Origin of the sequence: Mycolicibacterium frederiksbergense, assembly GCF_012223425.1 — a bacterium.
GTDB lineage: Bacteria > Actinomycetota > Actinomycetes > Mycobacteriales > Mycobacteriaceae > Mycobacterium > Mycobacterium frederiksbergense.
The window spans coordinates 3,114,927-3,136,347 of record NZ_CP038799.1; the positions used below are offsets into that span (position 1 = coordinate 3,114,927).

The 21,421-nt window shown below is 68.7% G+C and carries 26 protein-coding genes; 17 read left to right on the forward strand and 9 right to left on the reverse strand.

Features of this window, described 5'->3' with window-relative positions:
- The first annotated feature begins 248 nt into the window (after positions 1 to 248).
- Positions 249 to 575 carry a WhiB family transcriptional regulator gene (locus EXE63_RS17985; RefSeq protein ID WP_168145641.1) on the forward strand — a complete coding sequence of 109 codons (327 nt, stop codon included), beginning with the start codon at positions 249 to 251 and terminating at the stop codon, positions 573 to 575.
- On the opposite strand, the gene bagB is transcribed toward EXE63_RS17985, so the two are convergent.
- Complete coding sequence (gene bagB / locus EXE63_RS17990) at positions 572 to 1,705, reverse strand: ArsA family ATPase (protein ID WP_168143025.1); 1,134 nt, start codon at positions 1,703 to 1,705, stop codon at positions 572 to 574. The two genes, EXE63_RS17985 and bagB, sit on opposite strands and share 4 nt — an antisense overlap.
- A gap of 3 nt (positions 1,706 to 1,708) precedes the next feature.
- On the reverse strand, positions 1,709 to 2,737 hold the full coding sequence (gene bagA, locus EXE63_RS17995) for an ATPase BagA (RefSeq protein WP_168143026.1): 1,029 nt from the start codon (positions 2,735 to 2,737) through the stop codon (positions 1,709 to 1,711).
- A 48-nt stretch (positions 2,738 to 2,785) separates the two neighbouring features.
- Between bagA and sp36 the strand changes: the two genes are divergently transcribed.
- From sp36 to EXE63_RS18010, 3 genes are read left to right on the forward strand one after another with little or no spacing between them, the layout of a single operon-like run.
- Entirely contained in the window at positions 2,786 to 2,947 is a 162-nt protein-coding gene (sp36, locus tag EXE63_RS18000) for a Sp36 family protein (protein WP_105362063.1), read from the forward strand.
- Positions 2,944 to 3,402: a RidA family protein gene (locus EXE63_RS18005; protein WP_168143027.1), complete on the forward strand. Its 459-nt coding sequence runs from the start codon at positions 2,944 to 2,946 to the stop codon at positions 3,400 to 3,402. Before sp36 ends, EXE63_RS18005 begins: the two co-directional genes overlap by 4 nt.
- The gene (locus tag EXE63_RS18010) at positions 3,399 to 4,172 is read left to right on the forward strand and encodes an MBL fold metallo-hydrolase (protein ID WP_168143028.1); all 774 of its coding nucleotides are present in this window, start codon (positions 3,399 to 3,401) and stop codon (positions 4,170 to 4,172) included. Before EXE63_RS18005 ends, EXE63_RS18010 begins: the two co-directional genes overlap by 4 nt.
- A gap of 57 nt (positions 4,173 to 4,229) precedes the next feature.
- On the opposite strand, the gene crp is transcribed toward EXE63_RS18010, so the two are convergent.
- A complete protein-coding gene (gene crp, locus EXE63_RS18015) occupies positions 4,230 to 4,904 on the reverse strand; it encodes a cAMP-activated global transcriptional regulator CRP (protein ID WP_019510750.1) in 675 nt (224 codons plus the stop codon).
- A 117-nt stretch (positions 4,905 to 5,021) separates the two neighbouring features.
- Positions 5,022 to 5,273, reverse strand: a complete 252-nt coding sequence (locus EXE63_RS18020) for a hypothetical protein (protein WP_168143029.1) — start codon at positions 5,271 to 5,273, stop codon at positions 5,022 to 5,024.
- A gap of 99 nt (positions 5,274 to 5,372) precedes the next feature.
- Here EXE63_RS18020 and nth point away from each other — a divergent pair, with 99 nt between their 5' ends.
- Genes nth through marP form a run of 4 tightly spaced genes read left to right on the forward strand, consistent with a single transcriptional unit; the run spans position 5,373 to position 8,794 of the window.
- On the forward strand, positions 5,373 to 6,164 hold the full coding sequence (gene nth, locus EXE63_RS18025; protein WP_436277519.1) for an endonuclease III: 792 nt from the start codon (positions 5,373 to 5,375) through the stop codon (positions 6,162 to 6,164).
- The gene (locus EXE63_RS18030; RefSeq protein ID WP_168143031.1) at positions 6,161 to 6,811 is read left to right on the forward strand and encodes a TlpA family protein disulfide reductase; all 651 of its coding nucleotides are present in this window, start codon (positions 6,161 to 6,163) and stop codon (positions 6,809 to 6,811) included. Before nth ends, EXE63_RS18030 begins: the two co-directional genes overlap by 4 nt.
- Complete coding sequence (locus tag EXE63_RS18035) at positions 6,804 to 7,607, forward strand: NUDIX hydrolase (protein ID WP_234904174.1); 804 nt, start codon at positions 6,804 to 6,806, stop codon at positions 7,605 to 7,607. Before EXE63_RS18030 ends, EXE63_RS18035 begins: the two co-directional genes overlap by 8 nt.
- On the forward strand, positions 7,604 to 8,794 hold the full coding sequence (gene marP / locus EXE63_RS18040) for an acid resistance serine protease MarP (RefSeq protein ID WP_168143032.1): 1,191 nt from the start codon (positions 7,604 to 7,606) through the stop codon (positions 8,792 to 8,794). The genes EXE63_RS18035 and marP overlap by 4 nt, the downstream gene beginning before the upstream one ends.
- Here marP and EXE63_RS18045 read toward each other — a convergent pair.
- Together EXE63_RS18045 and EXE63_RS18050 are read right to left on the reverse strand one after the other, a co-directional pair.
- Positions 8,782 to 9,735: an alpha/beta fold hydrolase gene (locus tag EXE63_RS18045; protein WP_168143033.1), complete on the reverse strand. Its 954-nt coding sequence runs from the start codon at positions 9,733 to 9,735 to the stop codon at positions 8,782 to 8,784. The two genes, marP and EXE63_RS18045, sit on opposite strands and share 13 nt — an antisense overlap.
- 12 nt (positions 9,736 to 9,747) lie before the next feature.
- Positions 9,748 to 10,254: a phage holin family protein gene (locus EXE63_RS18050; protein ID WP_168143034.1), complete on the reverse strand. Its 507-nt coding sequence runs from the start codon at positions 10,252 to 10,254 to the stop codon at positions 9,748 to 9,750.
- A 158-nt stretch (positions 10,255 to 10,412) separates the two neighbouring features.
- Here EXE63_RS18050 and EXE63_RS18055 point away from each other — a divergent pair, with 158 nt between their 5' ends.
- Positions 10,413 to 11,066: a chymotrypsin family serine protease gene (locus EXE63_RS18055; RefSeq protein ID WP_234904175.1), complete on the forward strand. Its 654-nt coding sequence runs from the start codon at positions 10,413 to 10,415 to the stop codon at positions 11,064 to 11,066.
- A gap of 42 nt (positions 11,067 to 11,108) precedes the next feature.
- Here the strand turns inward: EXE63_RS18055 and acs are convergent, their stop codons facing one another.
- Complete coding sequence (acs, locus tag EXE63_RS18060; protein WP_168143035.1) at positions 11,109 to 13,070, reverse strand: acetate--CoA ligase; 1,962 nt, start codon at positions 13,068 to 13,070, stop codon at positions 11,109 to 11,111.
- A gap of 126 nt (positions 13,071 to 13,196) precedes the next feature.
- Here acs and EXE63_RS18065 point away from each other — a divergent pair, with 126 nt between their 5' ends.
- On the forward strand, positions 13,197 to 13,937 hold the full coding sequence (locus tag EXE63_RS18065) for a Fic family protein (RefSeq protein ID WP_168143036.1): 741 nt from the start codon (positions 13,197 to 13,199) through the stop codon (positions 13,935 to 13,937).
- 412 nt (positions 13,938 to 14,349) lie between these two features.
- Here the strand turns inward: EXE63_RS18065 and EXE63_RS18070 are convergent, their stop codons facing one another.
- Positions 14,350 to 15,240, reverse strand: coding sequence for an HAD-IB family hydrolase (locus EXE63_RS18070; protein ID WP_168143037.1), 891 nt, complete (start codon positions 15,238 to 15,240; stop codon positions 14,350 to 14,352).
- 413 nt (positions 15,241 to 15,653) lie between these two features.
- Here EXE63_RS18070 and ssd point away from each other — a divergent pair, with 413 nt between their 5' ends.
- Genes ssd through EXE63_RS18105 form a run of 7 tightly spaced genes read left to right on the forward strand, consistent with a single transcriptional unit; the run spans position 15,654 to position 20,060 of the window.
- Positions 15,654 to 16,694, forward strand: a complete 1,041-nt coding sequence (gene ssd, locus EXE63_RS18075) for a septum site-determining protein Ssd (protein WP_168143038.1) — start codon at positions 15,654 to 15,656, stop codon at positions 16,692 to 16,694.
- A complete protein-coding gene (locus EXE63_RS18080) occupies positions 16,691 to 17,851 on the forward strand; it encodes a TadA family conjugal transfer-associated ATPase (protein ID WP_168143039.1) in 1,161 nt (386 codons plus the stop codon). Before ssd ends, EXE63_RS18080 begins: the two co-directional genes overlap by 4 nt.
- Entirely contained in the window at positions 17,848 to 18,630 is a 783-nt protein-coding gene (locus EXE63_RS18085; protein WP_168143040.1) for a type II secretion system F family protein, read from the forward strand. Before EXE63_RS18080 ends, EXE63_RS18085 begins: the two co-directional genes overlap by 4 nt.
- Positions 18,627 to 19,187 (forward strand): type II secretion system F family protein, encoded by a 561-nt coding sequence (locus tag EXE63_RS18090; protein WP_168143041.1) that lies wholly within the window; start codon positions 18,627 to 18,629, stop codon positions 19,185 to 19,187. Before EXE63_RS18085 ends, EXE63_RS18090 begins: the two co-directional genes overlap by 4 nt.
- Positions 19,188 to 19,202: 15 nt before the next feature.
- A complete protein-coding gene (locus EXE63_RS18095; RefSeq protein WP_168143042.1) occupies positions 19,203 to 19,403 on the forward strand; it encodes a DUF4244 domain-containing protein in 201 nt (66 codons plus the stop codon).
- Positions 19,400 to 19,723: a TadE family type IV pilus minor pilin gene (locus tag EXE63_RS18100; protein ID WP_168145644.1), complete on the forward strand. Its 324-nt coding sequence runs from the start codon at positions 19,400 to 19,402 to the stop codon at positions 19,721 to 19,723. Before EXE63_RS18095 ends, EXE63_RS18100 begins: the two co-directional genes overlap by 4 nt.
- A gap of 34 nt (positions 19,724 to 19,757) precedes the next feature.
- The gene (locus tag EXE63_RS18105) at positions 19,758 to 20,060 is read left to right on the forward strand and encodes an Rv3654c family TadE-like protein (RefSeq protein ID WP_234904177.1); all 303 of its coding nucleotides are present in this window, start codon (positions 19,758 to 19,760) and stop codon (positions 20,058 to 20,060) included.
- On the opposite strand, the gene EXE63_RS18110 is transcribed toward EXE63_RS18105, so the two are convergent.
- The gene (locus EXE63_RS18110) at positions 20,057 to 21,160 is read right to left on the reverse strand and encodes a PAS domain-containing protein (RefSeq protein ID WP_168143043.1); all 1,104 of its coding nucleotides are present in this window, start codon (positions 21,158 to 21,160) and stop codon (positions 20,057 to 20,059) included. The two genes, EXE63_RS18105 and EXE63_RS18110, sit on opposite strands and share 4 nt — an antisense overlap.
- Positions 21,161 to 21,421: the final 261 nt, after the last annotated feature.

A 21,421-nucleotide genomic window follows, 5' to 3' on the forward strand; every position in this document is an offset into this window, starting at 1 on the left:
AGAGTAGCCAGCGGGTCCAATCGGGGCCCGCGAGCCGGGCGAATGCCGCTTTCGGGGCCCTGACGGCACGGTCGTCCCAAAAAAGCGTGATCTGACTGTTGCGTAAAAGGCCACTGACCACCTAGCTTGGACACACAATGCGATTCAGGTAACACTCTGGACGCAATGTGGCGCAGATTACATCTACGTGTTATGTAGTCCGGACGAAGGGATCGCTGGTGTCAGTCACATCATCTGCCACGCACAAGATTGGCGTTAGCCCCCAACTCCACGCTGCCGCCCCCGGGGCTGAGGCCGAGGCAAGGATCGCGTGGGTTTCGCAGGCGCGCTGCCGGCAGGCAGACCCCGATGAGCTTTTCGTACGCGGAGCCGCCCAGCGCAAGGCGGCAGTCATCTGCCGGCATTGCCCCGTCATCGCCGAATGCGGTGCCGACGCCCTGGACAACAAGGTGGAGTTCGGTGTCTGGGGCGGCATGACCGAGCGCCAGCGCCGCGCCCTGCTCAAGCAGCACCCCGAGGTCGTGTCCTGGGCAGAATTCTTCGCCGCCCAGCGCAAGCACCGCAGCGCGGTCTAGCTCGCCGCGGCGCCCGTGAGCTGATCGCCGATGGCGCGCAGCGCTTCCAGATCCGATACGTCGAATGGAAGTGACGGCACCCCGACGATCGCGACATGCGGGTTGGCGCCGGTGAACCGGGACAGCAGTCGCACCTCGCGCTTGGCGGTGGCCGCCCGCGCGGCGTGCACCCGCAGCACCGCAGCGGTCAACCCGCCCGCACCCTGCTCGGCATCGAGCTGATCGGCGGCCTCGGCGGCCTTCTCGCCGGCCAGGCTGGTCAGCGTCGGGTGGGTGCGGTTGAGAATCAGGCCGGCCAGCGGCATCTTCTCCTGAGACAAGCGGTCGACGAAGAACGAAGCCTCGCGCAGCGCATCCGGTTCGGCCGCCGACACCACCACGAACTGGGTGCCGCGGCGCTTGAGCAGCTCGTAGGTCTTGTCCGCCTTCTGCCGGAACCCGTCAAAGGTGGCGTCCAGCGCCTGCACGAAACCTGCTGCGTCAGCCAACATCTGGGATCCGAGCACCGTTGACAGCGCCTTCATCGCCAGTCCGACGGCGCCGGTGACGAGCTTGCCGATCCCGCGGCCCGGGGCCAGCAGCAGTCGCCACAGCCGGCTGTCCATGAAGCTGCCGAGCCGTTTGGGCGCGTCCAGGAAGTCCAGCGCGTTGCGCGACGGCGGGGTGTCCACCACGATCAGGTCCCACTTGTCCTCGGCCAGCAACTGGCCGAGCTTCTCCATCGCCATGTACTCCTGCGTGCCCGCCAGCGAGGTGGCCACCGTCTGGTAGAACTGGTTCTCCAGAATTGCTTCTGCGCGTTCGGAATCCGATGAGTACTGCAGCACCATCTCATCGAAGGTGCGGCGCATATCGAGCATCATGGCGTGTAGTTCGCCGGTCACCTCCGGAGCCAGCGGCACCCGCTGCGGGTTGTTGCCCAGGCTCTCGATGCCCAGTGCCTGCGCCAGTCGCTTGGCCGGGTCGATGGTCAGAACGACCACCGTGCGGCCACCTTCGGCGGCCCGCAGCGCCATCGCGGCGGCGGTCGTCGTCTTACCGACGCCGCCGGCGCCGCAGCACACGACGACCCGGTTGGCGGTATCGGCAAGGATGGCACCCAGGTCCAGGGCCGGCGGAGTCGTACTCACGGGTTACCTCACTCCTTGGGCGGCAAGTGCTTCGGCGAGTTCGTACAGGCTGCCGAGGTCGACGCCGTCGGCGATGGCGGGAAGTTCCAGCCTGGCCACGTCGAGATCTTCGAGCAGTTCCGCGCTCTCGGCGCGTGCGGCGATCCGGGTGGCATGCTGGATGGACTCGGTGAGCAGTCCGGCGAAATCACTGTCCGACAACGTGATCCCGGCAGCATCGAGTCCGGCGCCGACGGCATCGGCGTCGATGTCGCCCTCGGCGGCCTTGGTGAGGTCCGCGGCGGACAGGTATGAGGGGATATTGCGGTTGACGATCACGCTGCCGATGGGCAGATCGAGTTCGCGCAGTTCGCTGATCGCCTCGATGGTCTCCTGCACGGGCAGCGCCTCCAGCAGGGTCACCAGGTGGATGGCGGTCAGATCCGAATGCAGGATCTTGACCACGCCGTCGGCCTGCGAGTGCACCGGACCGCCCTTGGCCAATTCGGACACCGCCTTGGTGACATCGAGAAAACGTGAGATGCGTCCCGTCGGGGGAGCATCGACCACGATCGCGTCGTAGACCATTTGGCCCGGCTTGGCTTGTTTTTCTCTGCGCACCACGATCTCCTTGATCTTGCCGGTGAGCAGCACATCGCGGAGGCCCGGGGCGATCGTGGTGGCGAACTCGACCGCACCGATGCGGCGCATCGCGCGGCCGGCGATGCCGAGGTTGTAGAACATGTCGAGGTATTCCAGGAACGCCGCCTCGGTGTCGATGGCCAGCGCGTTGACCTGCCCGCCACCGTCGGCGGTGGCGATCTTGACTTCCTTGTAGGGAAGCGGGGGCACGTCGAAGAGTTGGGCGATGCCTTGGCGTCCTTCGACCTCGACCAGCAGTACCTTGCGGCCCCCGGCGGCCAGCGCCAGTGCCAGCGCCGCCGCGATCGTCGACTTGCCGGTGCCGCCCTTGCCGGTGACGAAGTGCAGTCGTGCCTTGTTCAGGCGGGACGGCCAGCCGACCGGTTTGCGGTCGTTGGATTCTTGTTCCACGCCTGCATGCTATCCATGCGTGACCGATGGCCGGATAAGCTCGCCCACATGAGCGAGTTAACCCGTTGGGAATACGCCACAGTTCCGTTGCTGACGCACGCCACCAAGCAGATCCTGGATACCTGGGGTGTCGACGGTTGGGAACTGGTGTCGGTGCTGCCCGGCCCCACCGGTGAGCAGCACGTCGCCTACCTGAAGCGGCCCAAGTGAGCGCCGTCTCGGCAAAGCTGGCCGAGCTGGGCATCGAGCTGCCCGCCGTGGTCGCGCCGCTGGCCGCGTACGTACCCGCGGTGCGCACCGGCAATCTGGTCTACACCGCAGGACAGCTGCCGATCAGCGACGGTGCACTGCTGGCGACCGGCAAGGTCGGCGCCGAGGTCACCGCCGAGCAGGCCAAGGACCTGGCCCGCCATTGTGGGCTCAACGCACTGGCGGCCGTGCACGCGCTGGTGGGCATCGACGCGGTCGTCAAGGTGGTCAAGGTCGTCGGCTTCGTGGCCTCGGCGCCCGGATTCGACGGACAGCCCGGCGTCATCAACGGGGCCTCCGAACTGTTCGGTGAGATCTTCGGCGAAGCCGGCGCCCACGCGCGCTCCGCGGTCGGGGTGTCCGAGCTGCCGCGCAACGCCCCGGTGGAAGTGGAAGTGATCGTCGAGGTCGCGTGACGACCCATCCCGCGTACGGCGTGCTGAGACCGGTCACCGAATCGGCCTCGGTGCTCCTGTGCGACAACCCGGGCATCATGACGCTGGACGGCACCAACACCTGGGTGCTGCGCGGCCCGCGCAGCGACGAGATGGTGATCGTCGATCCCGGCCCCGACGACACCGAGCACATCGACCGGATCGCCGCGCTCGGCAAGATCGGTTTGGTGCTGATCAGCCACAAGCACGGCGACCACACCGACGGTATCGACATGCTGGTGGAGCGCACCGGCGCGGTGGTGCGCGCGGTGGGCAGCGGATTTCTGCGGGGTATGGGTGGGCCGCTGACCGACGGCGAGGTGATCGACGCGGCCGGTCTGCGCATCACGGTGATGGCCACTCCCGGCCACACCGTGGACTCGCTGTCCTTCCTCGTCGACGACGCCGTCCTGACCGCCGACACCGTGCTCGGACGCGGCACCACCGTCATCGATGACGAGGACGGCAGCCTCGCGGCCTACCTGGAATCGCTGCGCCGGCTACAGGGGCTGGGGCCGCGCACCGTGCTGCCGGGACACGGCCCTGAACTCGACGATCTGGCCGGTGTCGCCACCGCCTACCTGGCCCATCGCGAACAACGACTCGAACAGGTTCGCGGCGCCCTGCAGGTGCTGGGTGCGGACGCCACCGCGAAGCAGGTCGTCGCCCACGTCTACACCGATGTGGACCAGAAGCTGTGGCCCGCGGCCGAGAAATCGACGCAGGCCCAGCTGGACTACCTCAGACAGTGATGTGTGGAGCCCCAGTCGGAATCATTCCGACGGAGACTCCACAAACCGCAGATCGGTCTAGCGGGCGCGCCGTGCGAGCCGCTCGCTGTCGCTGATCAGCACGCTCTTGCCCTCGAGCCGGATCCAGCCGCGGTGGGCGAAATCGGCCAGGGCCTTGTTCACGGTCTCGCGGGAGGCACCGACGAGCTGGGCGATCTCTTCCTGCGTCAGGTCGTGGGTGACGCGCAGGGCGCCACCCTCCTGCGTACCGAAGCGCTGGGCCAGCTGCAGCAGCTGCTTGGCGACCCGGCCGGGCACGTCGGTGAAGATCAGGTCGGCCAAGTTGTTGTTGGTGCGGCGCAGGCGGCGGGCCAACACGCGCAGCAGCTGCTCGGCGATCTCCGGGCGGTCGGCGATCCAGGCGCGCAGCGCCTCGCGGTCCATCGAGACCGCGCGCACCTCGGTGATCGTGGTGGCACTGGAGGTACGCGGGCCGGGGTCGAAGATCGACAGCTCGCCGAACATGTCGGACGGGCCCATGATCGTCAGCAGGTTCTCCCGGCCGTCAGGGGAACGCCGGCCGATCTTCACCTTGCCGGACGTGATGATGTAGAGCCGGTCACCGGGCTCGCCTTCGGCGAACACCGTGTGTCCGCGCGGAAAGTCGACGGGCTGCAGCTGTTTGGTCAGCGCAGCGACCGCAGTGGGTTCTACCCCTTGGAAGATTCCGGCCCTGGCCAGGATCTCGTCCACGTTGCCCCTCTTAAGCTCATCGGGTGATATGTCATGCGTATCAAACCTGCGGTGGCTGACCGCCTAGCTTGTTAGCGAATTCAGTCTAGAGGTTGGCCCGCCGACGACGAGCCAACGCTACACACGATTGGGCTGGCGAGTCGCGGGAAACTGCGGATTGCCCTCGCTGGACGTCGCCAACCGGGTCGGCAGACCGGTGAACGCCCGCGGTTCGCGGGGGGCCGGGCGTTTGCGTTCCAGCAAATCCGTGCCGACATTGCGGCGCAGCGTCGTGGTCTCATCGGTCTCCAGGCTTGCTTCCAGGCGCTCGAGCCCGAAGGTCGCCAGCATCAGCAACCCGGGGATGAAGGCGACCAGCAACCAAGACACACAGGTGAGTAAACACGGCGAAGGTCTCAGCGCGATCACGGTTTGTCACCGGTCGGAACCGGGCTGTCGGGCCTTCTTCCCCTGTCGCTTTGCTCGCCCATGTCCGCATGTCAGTACGCTGATCGGGTGAGTGCGAGCACCGTCCGGAGCAAGTCGTCCGCCGCATGGGACCGCGAGACCCATCTCGGTCTGGTCCGCCGGGCCCGGCGGATGAACCGTGCGCTCGCGGTGGCTTTCCCACACGTCTATTGCGAGCTGGATTTCACCAACCCGCTCGAACTCACGGTCGCGACCATCCTGTCGGCCCAGTGCACCGACAAACGCGTCAACCTGACCACCCCGGCGTTGTTCAAGCGGTACCGCACCGCGCTGGACTACGCCCAGGCCGACCGGACCGAACTCGAAGAGCTGATCCGGCCCACCGGTTTCTACCGCAACAAGGCCAACTCGCTGATCAACCTGGGCCAGGAGTTGGAGGCCCGGTTCGACGGTGAGGTGCCCGACAACCTGGCCGACCTCGTCACCTTGCCCGGTGTCGGCCGCAAGACCGCCAACGTGGTGCTGGGCAATGCCTTCGACATCCCCGGTATCACCGTCGACACCCACTTCGGCCGGTTGGTGCGGCGCTGGCGCTGGACCGCCGAAGAGGACCCGGTGAAGGTCGAGCACATCGTCGGTGAGTTGATCGAACGCCGCGAATGGACGCTGCTGAGCCATCGCGTGATCTTTCACGGCCGCCGCGTCTGCCATGCCCGTCGCCCGGCGTGCGGGGTGTGCGTGCTGGCCAAGGACTGCCCGTCCTTCGGTGCCGGCCCCACCGATCCGGTCACCGCGGCGGCGCTGGTGAAGGGTCCCGAGACCGAGCACCTGCTGGCGCTGGCCGGGCTGTGAGCCGCTCGGCCCGCTGGACCGCGGCAGTACTGATCATCCTGGTGGCGCTGGGCTACGCGCTGTGGCGCGAACTCGATACCGACACCTCGGGCCCCGTCGATGCCGGCACACCCGCCGCGCGCGATCACCGCGATGCCGATACCCCCGAGGCGTTGGCCGGCCCCCGGGCGCGTGCCGACCTGGCGCCCTGCCCGAGCGCGGAGGCCGGTCCCGGGCCGCAGGCGTTGCGCGGTATCACCCTGGAATGCGCGGGTGACGGCACCCCGATGGATCTCGCACCGGGGTTGGCGGGCCGGCCGGTGCTGCTCAACCTGTGGGCGTACTGGTGCGGACCGTGCGCGGACGAGCTGCCCGCACTGGCCGAATACCAGCGGAGGATGGGTGATCGGGTGACGGTCCTGACGGTGCACCAGGACGAGAACGAGACCGCCGGTCTGCTGCGCCTCGCCGAGCTGGGCGTCCGGTTGCCGACGGTGCAGGACGGGCGCCGCCTCGTCGCGGGCGCGCTCAAGGTGCCCAACGTGATGCCTGCGACCGTCGTGCTGCGGGCGGACGGTAGCGTGGCCGAAATCCTGCCGCGCCCGTTCACCGACGCCGACGAGATCGCCGCGGCGGTGAATCCGTCGATAGGAGTTCCGGTTGAGTAGCACCCGCGGCGGGCAAGAGCGCAGCGACCCGGGGAGTGTTCTGGCGCCGGACGCCGCGCCGCGCTGGCTGCAGCCGCTGGTCGACAATGTCGCCGCGGTGCCCGATGCCTACCGGAGTCGTGTCCCCGCCGATGTGCTCGCCGCCATCACCGCCGCCAACGAAACCGCCACCCGCGCGGGCACCAAACGCGATGCCGCGGTGCTGGTTCTGTTCTCCGGGCCCGCCGAGGCCCCGGTCGGCGGGCCGCCGCCGGACACCGACCTCCTGGTCACCGTGCGCGCCTCCACACTGCGCAACCACTCCGGACAGGCCGCATTTCCCGGCGGGGTGTCCGACCCGGAGGACGACGGCCCGGTATCCACCGCGCTGCGCGAGGCCCGTGAGGAGACCGGCGTCGACACCGGTCGGTTGACCCCGCTGGCCGTCCTGGACCGGATGTTCATCCCGCCGACCGGTTTTCACGTCGTTCCGGTGCTGGCCTATTCGCCGGATCCGGGGCCTGTCGGGGTGGTCGACCCAGGGGAGGCGGCCATCGTCGCGCGGGTTCCGCTGCGCGCGTTCATCAATCCGGAGAACCGGTTGATGGTCTACCGCGAGGCCAACACCAGCCGTTTCGCCGGCCCGGCATTCCTGCTGAACCAGATGCTGGTGTGGGGTTTCACCGGTCAGGTGATCTCGGCGATTCTCGACGTCGCCGGGTGGGCGCAGCCGTGGGACACCGACAACCTGCGTGAGTTGGACGAGGCAATGGCGCTTGTCGGACGCGCCAGCCAGTACCGTGAGGCCCAACAATGACACCGTCACAGTGGCTCGACCTCGCCATCCTCGCCGTCGCCTTCGTGGCCGCGGTCTCGGGCTGGCGCTCCGGCGCGCTCGGCTCGCTGCTGTCGTTCATCGGGGTGGTGCTCGGCGCCGTCGCGGGCGTGCTGCTGGCACCACATGTCGTCGGCAACATCGACGGGCCCCGCACGAAACTGTTCGCGACGCTGTTCCTGATCCTGGCCCTGGTGGTCATCGGGGAGATCGCCGGTGTGGTGCTGGGCCGAGCGGTGCGCGGCGCCATGCGCAACCGCGGTCTGCGCACCATCGACTCGATCATCGGCGCGGCCCTGCAGCTGGTCACCGTGCTGGTGGCGGCCTGGTTGCTGGCCACCCCGCTGACCAGCCAGCCCGCCCTGGCCGGGGCCGTCCGCGGCTCCAAGGTGCTCAGCGAGGTCGACGCCCTCGCCCCGGAGTGGCTCAAGAAGGTGCCCGCCCGGCTGGCCGGTCTACTGGACACCTCGGGCCTGCCCGCGGTGCTCGAACCCTTCAGCCGTACTCCGATCGTCGCCGTCGACGCACCGGATGCGGCACTGTCGGCATCACCGGTTGTCGAGGCCACCAGGAACAGTGTGGTGAAGATCCGCGGAGTCGCACCCAGCTGCCAGAAGGTGTTGGAGGGCAGCGGGTTCGTCATCGCACCGAACCGGGTCATGTCCAACGCACACGTGGTCGCCGGCGCGGAGACCGTCACCGTGGAGGTGGGCGGGCAGTCCTATGACGCCAGCGTGGTCGCCTATGACCCCAACCAGGACATCTCCATCCTGGCCGTCCCGGAATTGCCGTCCGTCCCGCTGATCTTCGACGATTCCGAGGCCGAGCCGACCACCGACGCCATCGTGATGGGCTATCCGGGTGGCGGGGACTTCACCGCGACCCCGGCGCGCGTGCGCGAGACAATCGAGCTCAACGGTCCCGACATCTACAACTCGACGACGGTGAACCGGACCGTGTACACCGTCAGGGGGACTGTCCGGCAAGGCAATTCCGGTGGCCCGATGATCGACAAGGACGGCAGGGTCCTCGGTGTGGTGTTCGGGGCCGCCGTTGACGACGCGGACACCGGATTTGTGCTGACCGCGCAGGAGGTACTGCCGCAGCGGCTCGAGGTCGGCAACACCGCGCCGGTGCCCACCGGTACGTGCATCGGTCAGCCGGGATAAACCTCAGCCAGAAACTGCTGTAGCGCGGCGTTGACCGGCACCGGGGTCTCCTCGTGCGCAAAATGTCCGGCCCCGGGTACGGAGACGAACTGGCCGCGTGAGACGAACGGCTCGGTGCGGCGCACCGAGTCGGCCAGCACATACGGATCGGCCGCGCCGCGCAGATGGAGCAGCGGAATGTCCAGCGGTCGCTTCATCGACTGCATGAATCGTCGTCCCTCGGTGCGCAGCTGGCTGCGCACCGCCCAGCGCTGGTATTCCAAGGTGGAATGGGCCGCGCCCGGGATCTGAATCGCCTGCCGTAGGTGCCGGACCGTCTCGGCGAAGTCCTCGGTGGCCAGCCAGGCGTCACCGGCGCGGCTGCGCACCACCCGCTCGACCTCTATTGCGTTGTGGCGCATCAACTTGCGCTCCGGCCAGATGGGCAGCTGGTATCGCAACAGCCATGGCAGCAGCGCCCGGCGCTGCGCGGAGTTGGCGAGCACCGATTCGCGCAGCGCCACCGGGTGCGGCGAGCTGACCAGGGCGACGGCGTCGACCGCCCGGGGATGCAGGATCGAGGTGGCCCAGCAGACCAGCCCGCCGTCGGCATGGCCGATCAGCGTCGCCGAACTGTGGCCGAGCGCGCGCACCAGGCCGGCGGTGTCACCGGCCAGCGTCCACCCGTCATACCCGCGAGGCGGTTTGTCGCTGCCGCCGTACCCGCGCAGATCGACGGCGACCACCCGAGCCGCCCCGGCGTCGCTCAGGCCGCGCAGCTGGTGGCGCCAGGACCACCAGAAGGACCCGAAGCCGTGCAGCAGGATCACCAGCGGGCGGTCGGGCCGCTCGGAACCGGTCAGCCCCTCCACGACATGAAAGCGGATGCCGTTGGCGTGGATCTGCAGGTGTCGCCACGGTCCGTCGATGCGTACAACAGACGGATCCGGCCGGGGTGCCATGAGGGGCGTCGGCTACCAGCCCGACGGGTCGGTGGTGAGCGCGGGACGCGGCGCCTCGGGCTTGTCGTGGCCCGGCGTCAGCGCCTCCTTGGTTTCCTTCACCGACTCGATGGTCTGCTGCGGGCCCCGGATGCGGCGCACCTTGAGGTAGCCGAACAGCGCCAGCGCAACCGTCGTCAGCACCATGATCCCGAACACGATCAGGAACGCCGCCCACCGCCACAGCCAGGTGTCCAGCAACTCGGCGATGAAGAAGAACAGGAAGAAGGTCGAGTAGAACAGCACGACCAGCGCCGCGATGAAGAAGACGCTGCCGGTGAGGCCCTTCTTCACATCGCGGGTGATCTCGGCCTTGGCCAGTTCCACCTCGGCGCGCACCAGCGTCGAAACCTGCGCGGTCGCATCCTTGACCAGGTCACCGATCGACGGATCGACCTTCGGGGCGTGCGGGTCCACGAGCGGAATCGATGTGACGGTCGCGGGCACGCCGTTCTTGCGGTCCCCGTTGCTCGAGCTCATGGGGGCTATGTTGCCATGGTCCGGGGGCGAGCGAAGCGACGGGGAAGGTTCCAGCAGCCGAGGTTTCCTCCCGGCCGACATAGAATGGCGAGCACCGATTGAACGGGGAGACCTTGAGACACCGCTGGCGGTACCTGGCGCGTTTCGTTTCGCTCGCGGTGTTGGCCCCCCTCGCGTTGTCGACGGGACCGGCCGCCCACGCCGAAGGACCGGTCGATCTCGGCGGCGGATCCGGCATCGTCATCGACGGGCATGCGTTCTGCACGCTCACCTCGATCGGTCACGACGCAGCGGGAAAGCTCATCGGGTTCACCTCTGCGCACTGCGGCGGACCGGGAGCGGTCGTCGCATCCGAGGCGGCGCCGAAGGCGGGCACGGTCGGCGTCATGGTCGCCGGCAATGACGGCCTCGACTACGCCGTCATCGAGTTCGATCAGCGCAAGGTGCGCCCGGTGAACACCGTCAACGGATTCTCGATCTTCGGGCTCGGTCCGGACCCGTCGTTCGGTGAGGTGGCCTGCAAGCTGGGCCGCACCACCGGATACTCCTGCGGCGTGACCTGGGGCCCGGGTCAGGACCCGGGCACCATCCTGAATCAGGTGTGCGGGCAGCCCGGCGACTCCGGCGCGCCGGTGACGGTGAACAACCGGCTCGTCGGCATGATTCACGGCGCCTTCACCGAGGAACTGCCGACGTGCGTGGTCAAGTACGTGCCGCTGCACACCCCTGCCGTCACCGTGTCGATCAACACGGTGCTGGCGGACATCACGACCAAGAACCGCCCGGGCACCGGATTCGTGCCGGTCGCCTGAGCTGACCGAATCCCCGGGTTGCTGCGCTCTGGCCCGCCGTAGCTACTTGCTGGCGCGGATCGCCTCGAACACGCTGGGATCCAACAGCGTCGAGGTGTCGCCGAGTTCGCGGCCCTCGGCCACATCGCGCAGCAACCGGCGCATGATCTTGCCGCTGCGGGTCTTGGGCAGCTCCGGAACGACATGGATCTCGCGGGGTTTGGCGATCGGCGAGATCTCCTTGGCCACTTCGGCGCGCAACTCGTCGACCATCCCCTCGGCGCCACCGTGGGCGCTGGCCTTCAGGATGACGAATGCGCAGATGGCTTGCCCGGTCTGCTCATCGGTGGCTCCGACGACGGCGGCCTCGGCGACCCCGGCGTGCCCGACCAACGCGGACTCGACCTCGGCGGTCGAGATGCGGTGCCCGGAGATGTTCATGACATCGTCGATGCGGCCCAGCACCCAGATCTCGCCGTCGCTGCCGTAGCGCGCGCCGTCGCCGGCGAAGTACCAGCCCTGCTCGGCGAACCGCGACCAGTAGGTCTCCTTGAACCGCTCCGGGTCACCCCAGATGCCGCGCAGCATCGACGGCCATGGCTTGTCGAGCACCAGATAGCCGTTGGCCTGCTCACCGTGGTCGGTGCCCGGTTTGAGCTCGTTGCCCTCGTCGTCGACGATCTTGGCCGAGATGCCCGGCAGCGGTCGCATCGCCGAACCCGGCTTGGTGGACGTCACGCCGGGCAGCGGTGAGATCATGATCGACCCGGTCTCGGTCTGCCACCAGGTGTCGACGATCGGGGTTTTGTCATCGCCGAAAACGGTGCGGTACCAACGCCATGCCTCGGGGTTGATGGGTTCGCCGACCGAGCCCAGCAGTCGCAGGCTCGACAGATCGTGGTCGGCGGGGATCTGACGTCCCAGCTTCATGAACGTGCGAACCAGCGTGGGTGCGGTGTAATAGATTGTCACACCGTACTTTTCGATGATCTCGAAGTGACGGTGCTCGGTGGGAGAGGTCGGAGTGCCCTCGTAGACCACCTGGGTGACGCCGTTGGACAGCGGTCCGTACACGATGTACGTGTGTCCGGTCACCCAGCCGATATCGGCTGTGCACCAGTACACGTCGGACTCCGGCTTGACGTCGAAGACGTTGAAGTGGGTGTAGGACGACTGCGTGAGGTAGCCACCGGTGGTGTGCACGATGCCCTTGGGCTTACCGGTGGTGCCCGAGGTGTAGAGCAGGAACAGCGGATGCTCGGCATCGAACGCCTCAGGTTCGTGCACGGTCGACGCGCCGTCCACCGCCTCGTGCCACCAGATGTCGCGGCCTTCGGTCCACGTGATGTCAATACCTGTGCGGCGCACCACCAGTACGTGTTCCACGGACTCGGATGCTTCAACAGCGTCGTCCACGGCCTCCTTGAGCGAGGCGGCCTTTCCGCGCCGGTACTGGCCATCGGTGGTGATGACGAGCTTGGCCTCGGCATCATCGATGCGGGCCCGCAGCGCGGACGCCGAGTACCCGGCGAACACCACCGAGTGCATGATGCCCAGTCGTGCGCAGGCCAGCATCGACACGATGGCCTCGGGCACCATCGGCATGTAGATGGCGACGCGGTCGCCGGACACCAGTCCCAGCTCGGTCAGGGCGTTGGCGGCCTTACAGACCTCGTCCTTGAGTTCTGAGTATGTGAGTGTGCGGGCGTCGTCGACCGGTTCGCCGACCCAGTGGATGGCGACCCGGTCACCGTTTCCGGCCTCGACGTGGCGGTCCACACAGTTGTAGGCGACGTTGAGCTTGCCGCCCACAAACCACTTCGCGAACGGCGCGTCCGACCAGTCCAGCACCTCTTCGAACGGGGTCTGCCAGGCCAGCCGGTTGGCCTGCTCGGCCCAGAACCCGAGCCGGTCGGCCTCGGCCGCGTCATACAGGTCGCTGGTGGCATTGGCGTTCGCCGCGAAGTCCGCCGGCGGCGGGTAGGCGGACGGGACGCCGGTGTGCGTGGCTGTGGTGTTGCTCATGGTGTGTGAGCCTAGTCACCGAACGTTGCACGGGCGTTGGAGCCTCACAACATGCGCTGCGGGCGGTGCGCGTACTGCGCCGAACGTCGAAGATTGCGAGCCCAGCGGTCGGCTAGCGTTACGGCAATGACCGATCCACTTGCCCCGCTGGTGGCACTCGAAGGGGTAGCGGCCGCCGGCGAAGAGGCCCGCGAGGAACTGGGCCGGGCCCATCGTCACCGGACCAACCTCCGCGGATGGCCGGCCACGGCCGCCGAAGCCGCGCTGCGGGCCGCACGGGCGTCGTCGGTGCTCGACGGCGGCTCGCTCAGTCTGTCCGAGAACGGCGAGCCCGATCCGGTGCTGGCCGGCGCGCTGCGGGTGTCCGAGGCGCTGGAGGGCGGGGCGAATGCGCTGACCGGTGTATGGCAGCGTGCGCCGCTGCAGGCGCTGGCCAGATTGCACGCGCTGGCCGCGGCGGATCTGGTCGATGACGAGCATCTGGGCCGTCCGCGCTCGGCGCCGGAGGTGGGGCCCCGACTGGAGATGTTGGCCGAGCTGGTGACCGGCGGGACCAATGTGCCCGCCTTTGTGCTCGCGGCCGTCGCGCACGGGGAGCTGTTGACGCTCGAGCCGTTCGGCACCGCGGACGGCGTGGTGGCGCGGGCCGTGTCGCGGCTCATCACGATGTCGAGCGGGCTGGACCCGCACGGTCTCGGGGTGCCGGAGATGTTCTGGATGAAGCAGTCCGGAAACTACCGGGCGGCCGCTCGTGGATTCGCGTCGGGAACGCCGAACGGGTTGGGCGCGTGGTTGGTGCTCAGCAGCCAAGGTCTGCATGCCGGTGCGCGCGAGGCGCTTTCGATCGCCCAGGCCGCGAAGGGCTGATCCGGACCGTCCAGCAAATGAAGCGGGCGACGATCCGTGATCGGACTTTCGTCCGATTCGGCTCGCCGCCCGCTAGCACGGACTCCGGTTACCAAGCGTGCTCTGGTGGGTTGTGTGGGTGGCCTCGGCGTTCTTCCGATGCGCTACGACTGCAATCCCACCCAAGAGATTGTCGACGTCATTCGCTTTTCGCAATTCCGCAGGCCCACAACGCTTCTGCCTGTATGGCGGCATGTGCTCCGCGTGGGTTCCGGTGATCCGTGCTGGGATGCCCGACTCGGGAGATCACACCTTCTCTTCCGGTGTGGCCTTGGCCTTGCCGTGCTTCCGTGCCTCCCTTTGTACTCCGTGACCGCGGTCACAGCAAGTACCAATCGGGTGCGAATCCGGATCGTTACGCCGGCGTGCGTAGCTACCGGCGGGTAGTGGTGCGCGGCAGCACCTTACGGAGCAGGGAATAGGTGAGCGCACCGCCGGCCAGCGCGCTCAGCCCGACCGCGACCGTCGTGGCGACGGCCGCGCCCGACGGAGCGGCGGGCAGCCGGTCCCGCAGCGGCACCGGGCGGCTGAAGGTGAGCACCGGCCACTCGCGCGCGGCGGCCTCCTTGCGCAGGCCGCGGTCGGGATTTACGACAGAGGGGTGCCCGACGGTCTCGAGCATCGGCAGGTCGGTGATCGAATCGGAGTAGGCGTAGCAATGCTCCAGCGCATACCCCTCGCGGGTGGCCAGCTCACGGATCGCCTCGGCTTTGCCTTCGCCGAAACAGTAGAAGGCAACCTCGCCGGTGTACTTTCCATCTTCTGCGACCATCCGGGTGGCCATCGCGTGGGTGGCGCCGAGAGCGCGGGCGATCGGCGCCACGATCTCTTCGCCGGATGCCGACACCACCACCACGTCCCGGCCGCACAGCTTGTGGTCGGCGATCAGGTTGGCGGCCTCCGCGAAGACCAGTGGATCGACGATCTCGTGCAGGGTCTCACTGACCACGGAGCGCACCTGCTCGACGTCCCAACCTGTGCACATGTCGGTCAGATAGGTGCGCATCCGATCCATCTGATCGTGATCGGCCCCGGACATCAGAAAGAGGAACTGAGCGTAGGACGACTTCAGCACGGCACGGCGGTTGAGCAGACCCTGATCGAAAAACGGTTTGCTGAATGCGAGGGTGCTCGACTTTGCTATGACTGTCTTGTCGAGGTCGAAAAAGGCGGCCGTGCGGACAGGTTGACCGGTGTGCGATGCGGGCCCCGGCGCACTGGATTCGTCGGCGGGCCCCTCGGATGCCGTCACGGATTCCAGCATAGGGGGAGGCCTCGGGAGTACTTTCCCAACCCTGGGAAAGTGGCAGCTCACGACACGTGTCGCAAACTGCACAAATTTTCGTATTTCGGGCAAATGTCCTGCATCGCTACTTGCGCCGACGGGCAATTCCGTGTGTATAGTGGGCCTTACTCGGCTATGTCCGAGTGTGGATCAGCCCGACCCCCCGGGGCTGATACACGACGACCTCCGCCTCCTCCCCCCCTGGCGGGGGTCGTCCCTTTTTCCGGGTAAGTTCACCGCCCGCACCGAAGTTTCCAGCACAGCTGCGAATCGTTGCGGAACGGGATTTTCACAAGATCAGACGCCCGTCGAGTTGTGCACAAACGCCGATTCATCCACAGATCGGCCGCACCCTCTGGTGTCGCCGGCACCCCCTTCTGCACGGTGGATGAATGACGCCGGCCACCTCAGTACTCGCCCTGGTCGACGACCGGACGCTGCGTGATGACGTCGACCGGGTGGCGGCCGCCGCGTCGGTGCGGGTGGTCCACGCCCACCGTCCGTCCAGTCGCACGGTCTGGTTGAGTGCCCAGGCGGTGGTGCTCGATTCGGCAGCGGCTGGCCGGTGCGCTCACGACGGCATGCCGCGTCGTGACCGGGTCTTCCTGGTGGGGTTGGCCGAACCTGTCGACGGTGACTGGAAAGCCGCGGTATCCGTTGGGGCGCAACGGGTCATCCGGCTGCCCGAGCAGGACGGCGAATTGATCGATGCGTTCGCCACAGCAACACAGGGCGCCGGCCCCAACGCCCACCGAGGTGCGGTCGTCGCGACGCTCGGCGGGTGCGGAGGGGCAGGAGCCTCGCTGTTCGCCGCGGCGCTGGCGCAGGCCGCACCGCAATCGCTGCTCATCGACACCGATCCCTGGGGCGGTGGCCTGGACCTGGCGATGGGCACCGAGCGGGTACCCGGACTGCGGTGGCAGGACCTCACGCTGCGCGAGGGCCGGCTCGGGTTCGATGCCTTGCGCGGCGCACTGCCCCGCCGTCGTGGCGTCACAGTGCTCTCCGGCGGGCGCCATGGCACAGAGATCGACGGCGGAGCGCTGAGCGCGGTCATCGATGCGGGCCGCACCGCCGGGGTGACGGTCGTATGTGACGTGCCGCGGCGGGTGGCCCACGCGGTCGAGGTCGCGCTGGCATCGGCGGATCTGGTCGTGATGATCGTCCCGGCCGACGTCCGCGCGGCGGCGGCCGCCGGTGCGCTCGCCGGATGGGTCCGGACGGTCAATCCGAACGTCGGTCTGGTGGTGCGTGGCCCGGCACCGGGCGGGCTGCGCGCGACCGATATCGCCGCGACCGTCGCGCTGCCGCTGGTCGCGGCGATGCGGCCGCAGCCCGGGCTGGCCGACACCCTGGAACGGGGCGGCCTGTGCCTGCGGGCGCGGTCCCCGCTGGCACGGGCCGCGGCGGACGTCTTGGGGATGCTGTCGTGACCGGGTCGCTGATCGACCGGGTCCGGGAGCGGCTCGCGGCCGAGCAGGCTCCGCTGCACCCCACCGTCGTGGCCGAGGCCATCCGGGCGGAATCCGGCGGGCTGCTCGGTGACACCGAGGTGCTGGCCGGGATGCGGACCCTGCAGACCGAGCTGACCGGAGCAGGCATACTCGACCCGCTGCTGCGCAGCGCGGACACCACCGACGTGCTGGTCACCGCACCCGATTCGATATGGATTGATGACGGAAACGGACTGCGGCGCAGCCAGATCCGTTTTCCTGACGAGGATGCGGTGCGCAGACTGGCCCAACGGCTGGCGCTGGCTGCGGGCCGCCGACTCGACGACAGCCGGCCCTGGGTGGATGGACAGCTCAGCTGCCTCGGAGACGACCTGGTCCGGCTGCACGCCGTGCTGCCCCCGGTCGCGGCCGCCGGGACCTGCATCTCCTTGCGGGTGCTGCGCCCGGCGCGCCAGGACCTCACGGCGTTGATCTCCGCCGGCGCCATCGCCGGCCCGGCCGCCGAACTGCTGCGGGGGGTCATCGCCGGCCGGCTGGCGTTCCTCATCTGCGGCGGAACCGGGTCCGGAAAGACGACCCTGCTGTCGGCCGCGCTGGGTGCGGTCTCCACCGCAGAACGCATCGTCTGCGTCGAGGACGCACCGGAACTCGCGCCACGGCACCCGCACGTCGTCAACCTGGTGGCCAGGGGCGCCAATGTGGAGGGCGTCGGCGAGGTGACGGTACGCGACCTGGTGCGTCAGGCACTGCGGATGCGCCCCGATCGCATCGTGGTCGGTGAGGTGCGCGGCGCCGAGGTGGTCGACCTGCTCACCGCCCTGAACACCGGGCACGACGGCGGAGCGGGCACCGTGCATGCCAACAGCGCGGCCGAGGTGCCCGCCCGCCTGGAGGCGCTGGCGGCCCTCGGTGGACTGGACCGGGCGGCGTTGCACAGCCAGCTGGCCGCAGCGGTGCAGGTGGTGTTGCAGGTGGGGCGGGACTCCGCCGGACGCCGGCGGCTCACCGAGATCGCAGTGCTGAACCGCGGACCCGACGGCTGGGTAGGGACACGCACCGCGTGGCATGCCGATCGCGGGTTCTGCTCCGGTGCAGAGACATTGGCCGCACTGCTCGACGCGCGGAGCACGCGATGAGCGCCGCGGCGGCCCTGCTGGCCGTGGCGCTGCTGGTGGCCCCGGCGCCGGCCCGGGCCAGGCTGATCGGCGCGGGCGGGCCCGGCCGACCGCCGATCCGGGCGCTGTGGTGTGCGGTCGTGCCGCTCGCCCTGATCGCGGTCATCGCCCTGGAACCGACCGTGGTGCTGGCGGCGGCTATCCTGCTCGGCACCGTATTCGTCCGCCGGCGCGGCTCATCGGCGAAGCGGCGCCGGTGCGCCGAAGCAGCGGCCTTACGGGACGGGCTGGACATCCTCACCGGTGAGTTGCGGGCGGGCGCGCACCCGGTGGCAGCCTTCGACGCGGCCGGCACCGAGGTCGGCGCGGATGTGGGTCAACGGTTGCAGGCGGTGGCCGCACGGGGGCGTCTCGGCGCCGACGTCGGTGCCGGGATCCGTTCGGTGGCAGCGGTTTCCGCCCAGCCGGAATGTTGGGTGCGGCTCGCGGTGTGCTGGGAGCTGGCACAGTCGCACGGTCTGGCGATCGCCACGCTGATGAGGGCCGCGCACCATGACATCGTCGAACGGGAGAGATTCCACGTCCGGGTCGACGCCGGGCTGGCGGGGGCGAGGACGACGGCCGCGGTGCTGGCCGGGATGCCGTTGCTCGGCATCGCGCTGGGGCAGGCGATCGGTGCCGATCCGCTGGCGTTCCTGCTCTCCGGGGGAGCCGGGGGTGTCCTGCTGGTCATCGGGATCACGTTGTCCTGTCTGGGCCTGTTGTGGTCGGACCGCATCGTGACGGGATTGCCCAGATGAGTTGGGCCGCGCTGCTCCTGGCCGCCGCGCTCTTGGTGGGCGCCGGCCCCAACCGGATCCGCGGAAGCGGCACCGATGCCACCGCGTCGTTCGGCCCGCGGGTCGATCCGCTGGCGGCGGCCTCCTGTTTCGACGTGCTGGCGGCCTGCCTGACCGCGGGGATGGCGACGGCCTCGGCCACCGCCGCGTCCGCCGGTCTCGCGCCACCGGCGCTGGCCGACCAGCTGACCCGCGCCGCGCATCTGCTCGCCCTCGGCGCCGGAGCCGACCGGGCCTGGGCTGATCCGGGTGACTCGGGCGACCGGCACGGCGCGGCGTTGGCCCGGCTGGCGCGGCGGTCGGCGAGCTCGGGTGCCGCCCTGGCGGGCAGTGTGGCCGAGCTGGCCGACCAGGTCCGTGTCGATGCCGGGGCTGCGGCCGATGCCGCAGCCGAGCGGGCGTCGGTCCTGATCGCCGGTCCGCTCGGACTCTGCTACCTGCCGGCGTTCATATGCCTGGGAATCGTCCCGGTGGTCGCCGGATTGGCCGGTGACCTGATGTGGTCAGGACTGTGGTGAAAGGGAAAGGCAAACATGCTCAACAGAATTCGAGAGCTTCAGACGCGGCTGCTGGTGGCGGCGGTCGACGACTCCGGGATGAGCACCGTCGAGTACGCCATCGGCACGATCGCCGCGGCGGCCTTCGGTGCGATCCTGTACACGGTGGTGACCGGCGACTCCATCGTCGGTGCGCTGTCCAACATCATCACGCGTGCGCTGAACACCAGCGTCTGAGCGGTGACACCGGTGCCGTCACCGTCGAGGCCGCCTTCGCGATCGCCGCGCTGGTATCGGTTCTGGTGGTCTGCCTGGCCGGGCTCAATGCCGCGGTGCTGCAGATCCGGTGTGTCGATGCCGCACGGGAGGCGGCAAGGCTCGCCGCCCGCGGGGATGACGGTGTCGCGGCCGGACGACGCGTCGGTCCGGCCGGGGCCGTGGTGTCGGTGCATCGCGAGGGTGACCTGCTGGTGGCCAGAATCAGTACGACATCGGCTCTGCTGCCCGGAATCACCATCGCCGCCGAAGCCGTGTCGGTGGCCGAACAGGGCCGCTGAGGACACCGGATCGGCCGGCCTGGCCGCGCTGGGCATGATCATGGTGCTGTTGGCGGTGACGGCCGGTGTGGCGGTGCTGGGCGCGGTGGTGATCGCGCGGCACCGCGCCCAGTCAGCGGCCGACCTGGCCGCACTCTCGGCGGCTGCGTGGATCGCCTCCGGTCACCAGATCGCCTGTGCCCGTGCGCTATCGGTGGCCACCGCGATGCGCACGACGCTGACCGACTGTGCGGTGCAGGGCCTGGACACCGTCGTCACCGTGGCGGCCGATGCGGGCGTGCCGGGTTGGCGGGCCTCCGCGAAGGCCCGGGCCGGTCCGGCCGAAACGGGCCGCTAGCCGGTCGATTCCGCCGATTTCCCCATGCGCAGTATTGATTTCAGCGTGGGGCGGGCGGTGGGCTCGGCGCCGTCGAGCACCGTGGCTTCGTGCTGAGACGCGGCGAGTTCCTCGTCGGTCGGCAATCGCATGGACAACAGCGCGGCGTAGGTGTCATCGTCGAGTTCGACCTTGTTGGCCGTGACGTGGATGGGGGTGTACCCGCCGCCGATGGCCGGCAGGCGCAGCACCCGCGCGGTCGGACCGTGCATGAATTCCTGCATCATGGACGCGACCAGAGGCTCGTCCGCCGGATCCAGGGGCGGTTCGCCGCGTTCGCGGGCGCGCCAGTCGTAGTGCGGGCTCGGCCGGTCCAGCCACTTGAGCAGCCGCCAGTGCTTCATGTCGACCAGCGCCCGGTGCACGCCGGGGGCGGCCAGTCCGTTGAGGATCCGCTGCGCCAGATCATCGGGGCGCACCACCGGCCCCTCGCGCACACTGCGCCAGTTCATGGCCCGGCAGATCAGCCGCTCGCTGCCGTCCTCCTGCTGCTCCTGGACCGCCCGGGCCACGAAACCCACGGTGATCGGCTGGCCCTGGTAGTCGGTGACATTCCAGGTGCTGCACAACGTCATGCCCGGTTTCGCCTTGATGACCATGGACAGCACCTTGGACTCATTGGGGTTCAGCGCCCGCGCGGGCAGATCCTCGGCGAACGCCCGGCCATGGGTCGCCTCGGTGGCGATATCGCGGCCCGCGTTGGCCAGTGATTCCGGTGTGTCGGTGGCGACCCCGGAGGTCAGGTCCCACTTGAGCGGTCCCGGAATCGGGCGCTCCGGTGGTTCGGCGGCGGGCGGCCCGATCCACAGATGCACGCCGTGGATCACCCCGTCCGACATGTGCACGACCTCGGTGCGGATCACCCGATCGTGTTTGGGCGTGATGATGTTCAGTGCGTGGCCCGCGCGCACGGTTTCACCGATGGCCGACTGGATGGCCATCAGATGCGGGTTGCGACGCAGGAAACTGCTGGTCGGTACCAGGTTCTTGGTCCGGGACCCCTGCGCGACGACGGCAGGTTCGTCCCCGAGTGTCTCCACGAGCAACCAGTCGTGGTCCATGGGGGCAGTTTAGCTGGAAGGCGGTGGCCCACCCGCGGTTTCCCCGGCTGCGGAATCAGTCGTCCATCGCGGCCGGGCGGCGATTGTAAGCCCGATTCGGACACCTCGGTGCACTGATTCTGAGTTGCAGATTGCGGAGCTCAGGAGGTACTTTCCCCTCTGCGCCCGGATCTCCGGGATTGAAAACGGATCGCGTTGTCCGACCGTTTTTTCGCGAAGCCTGTGTGCTCGGCGTCGCTGGTATCGGCACATTGCTGGACG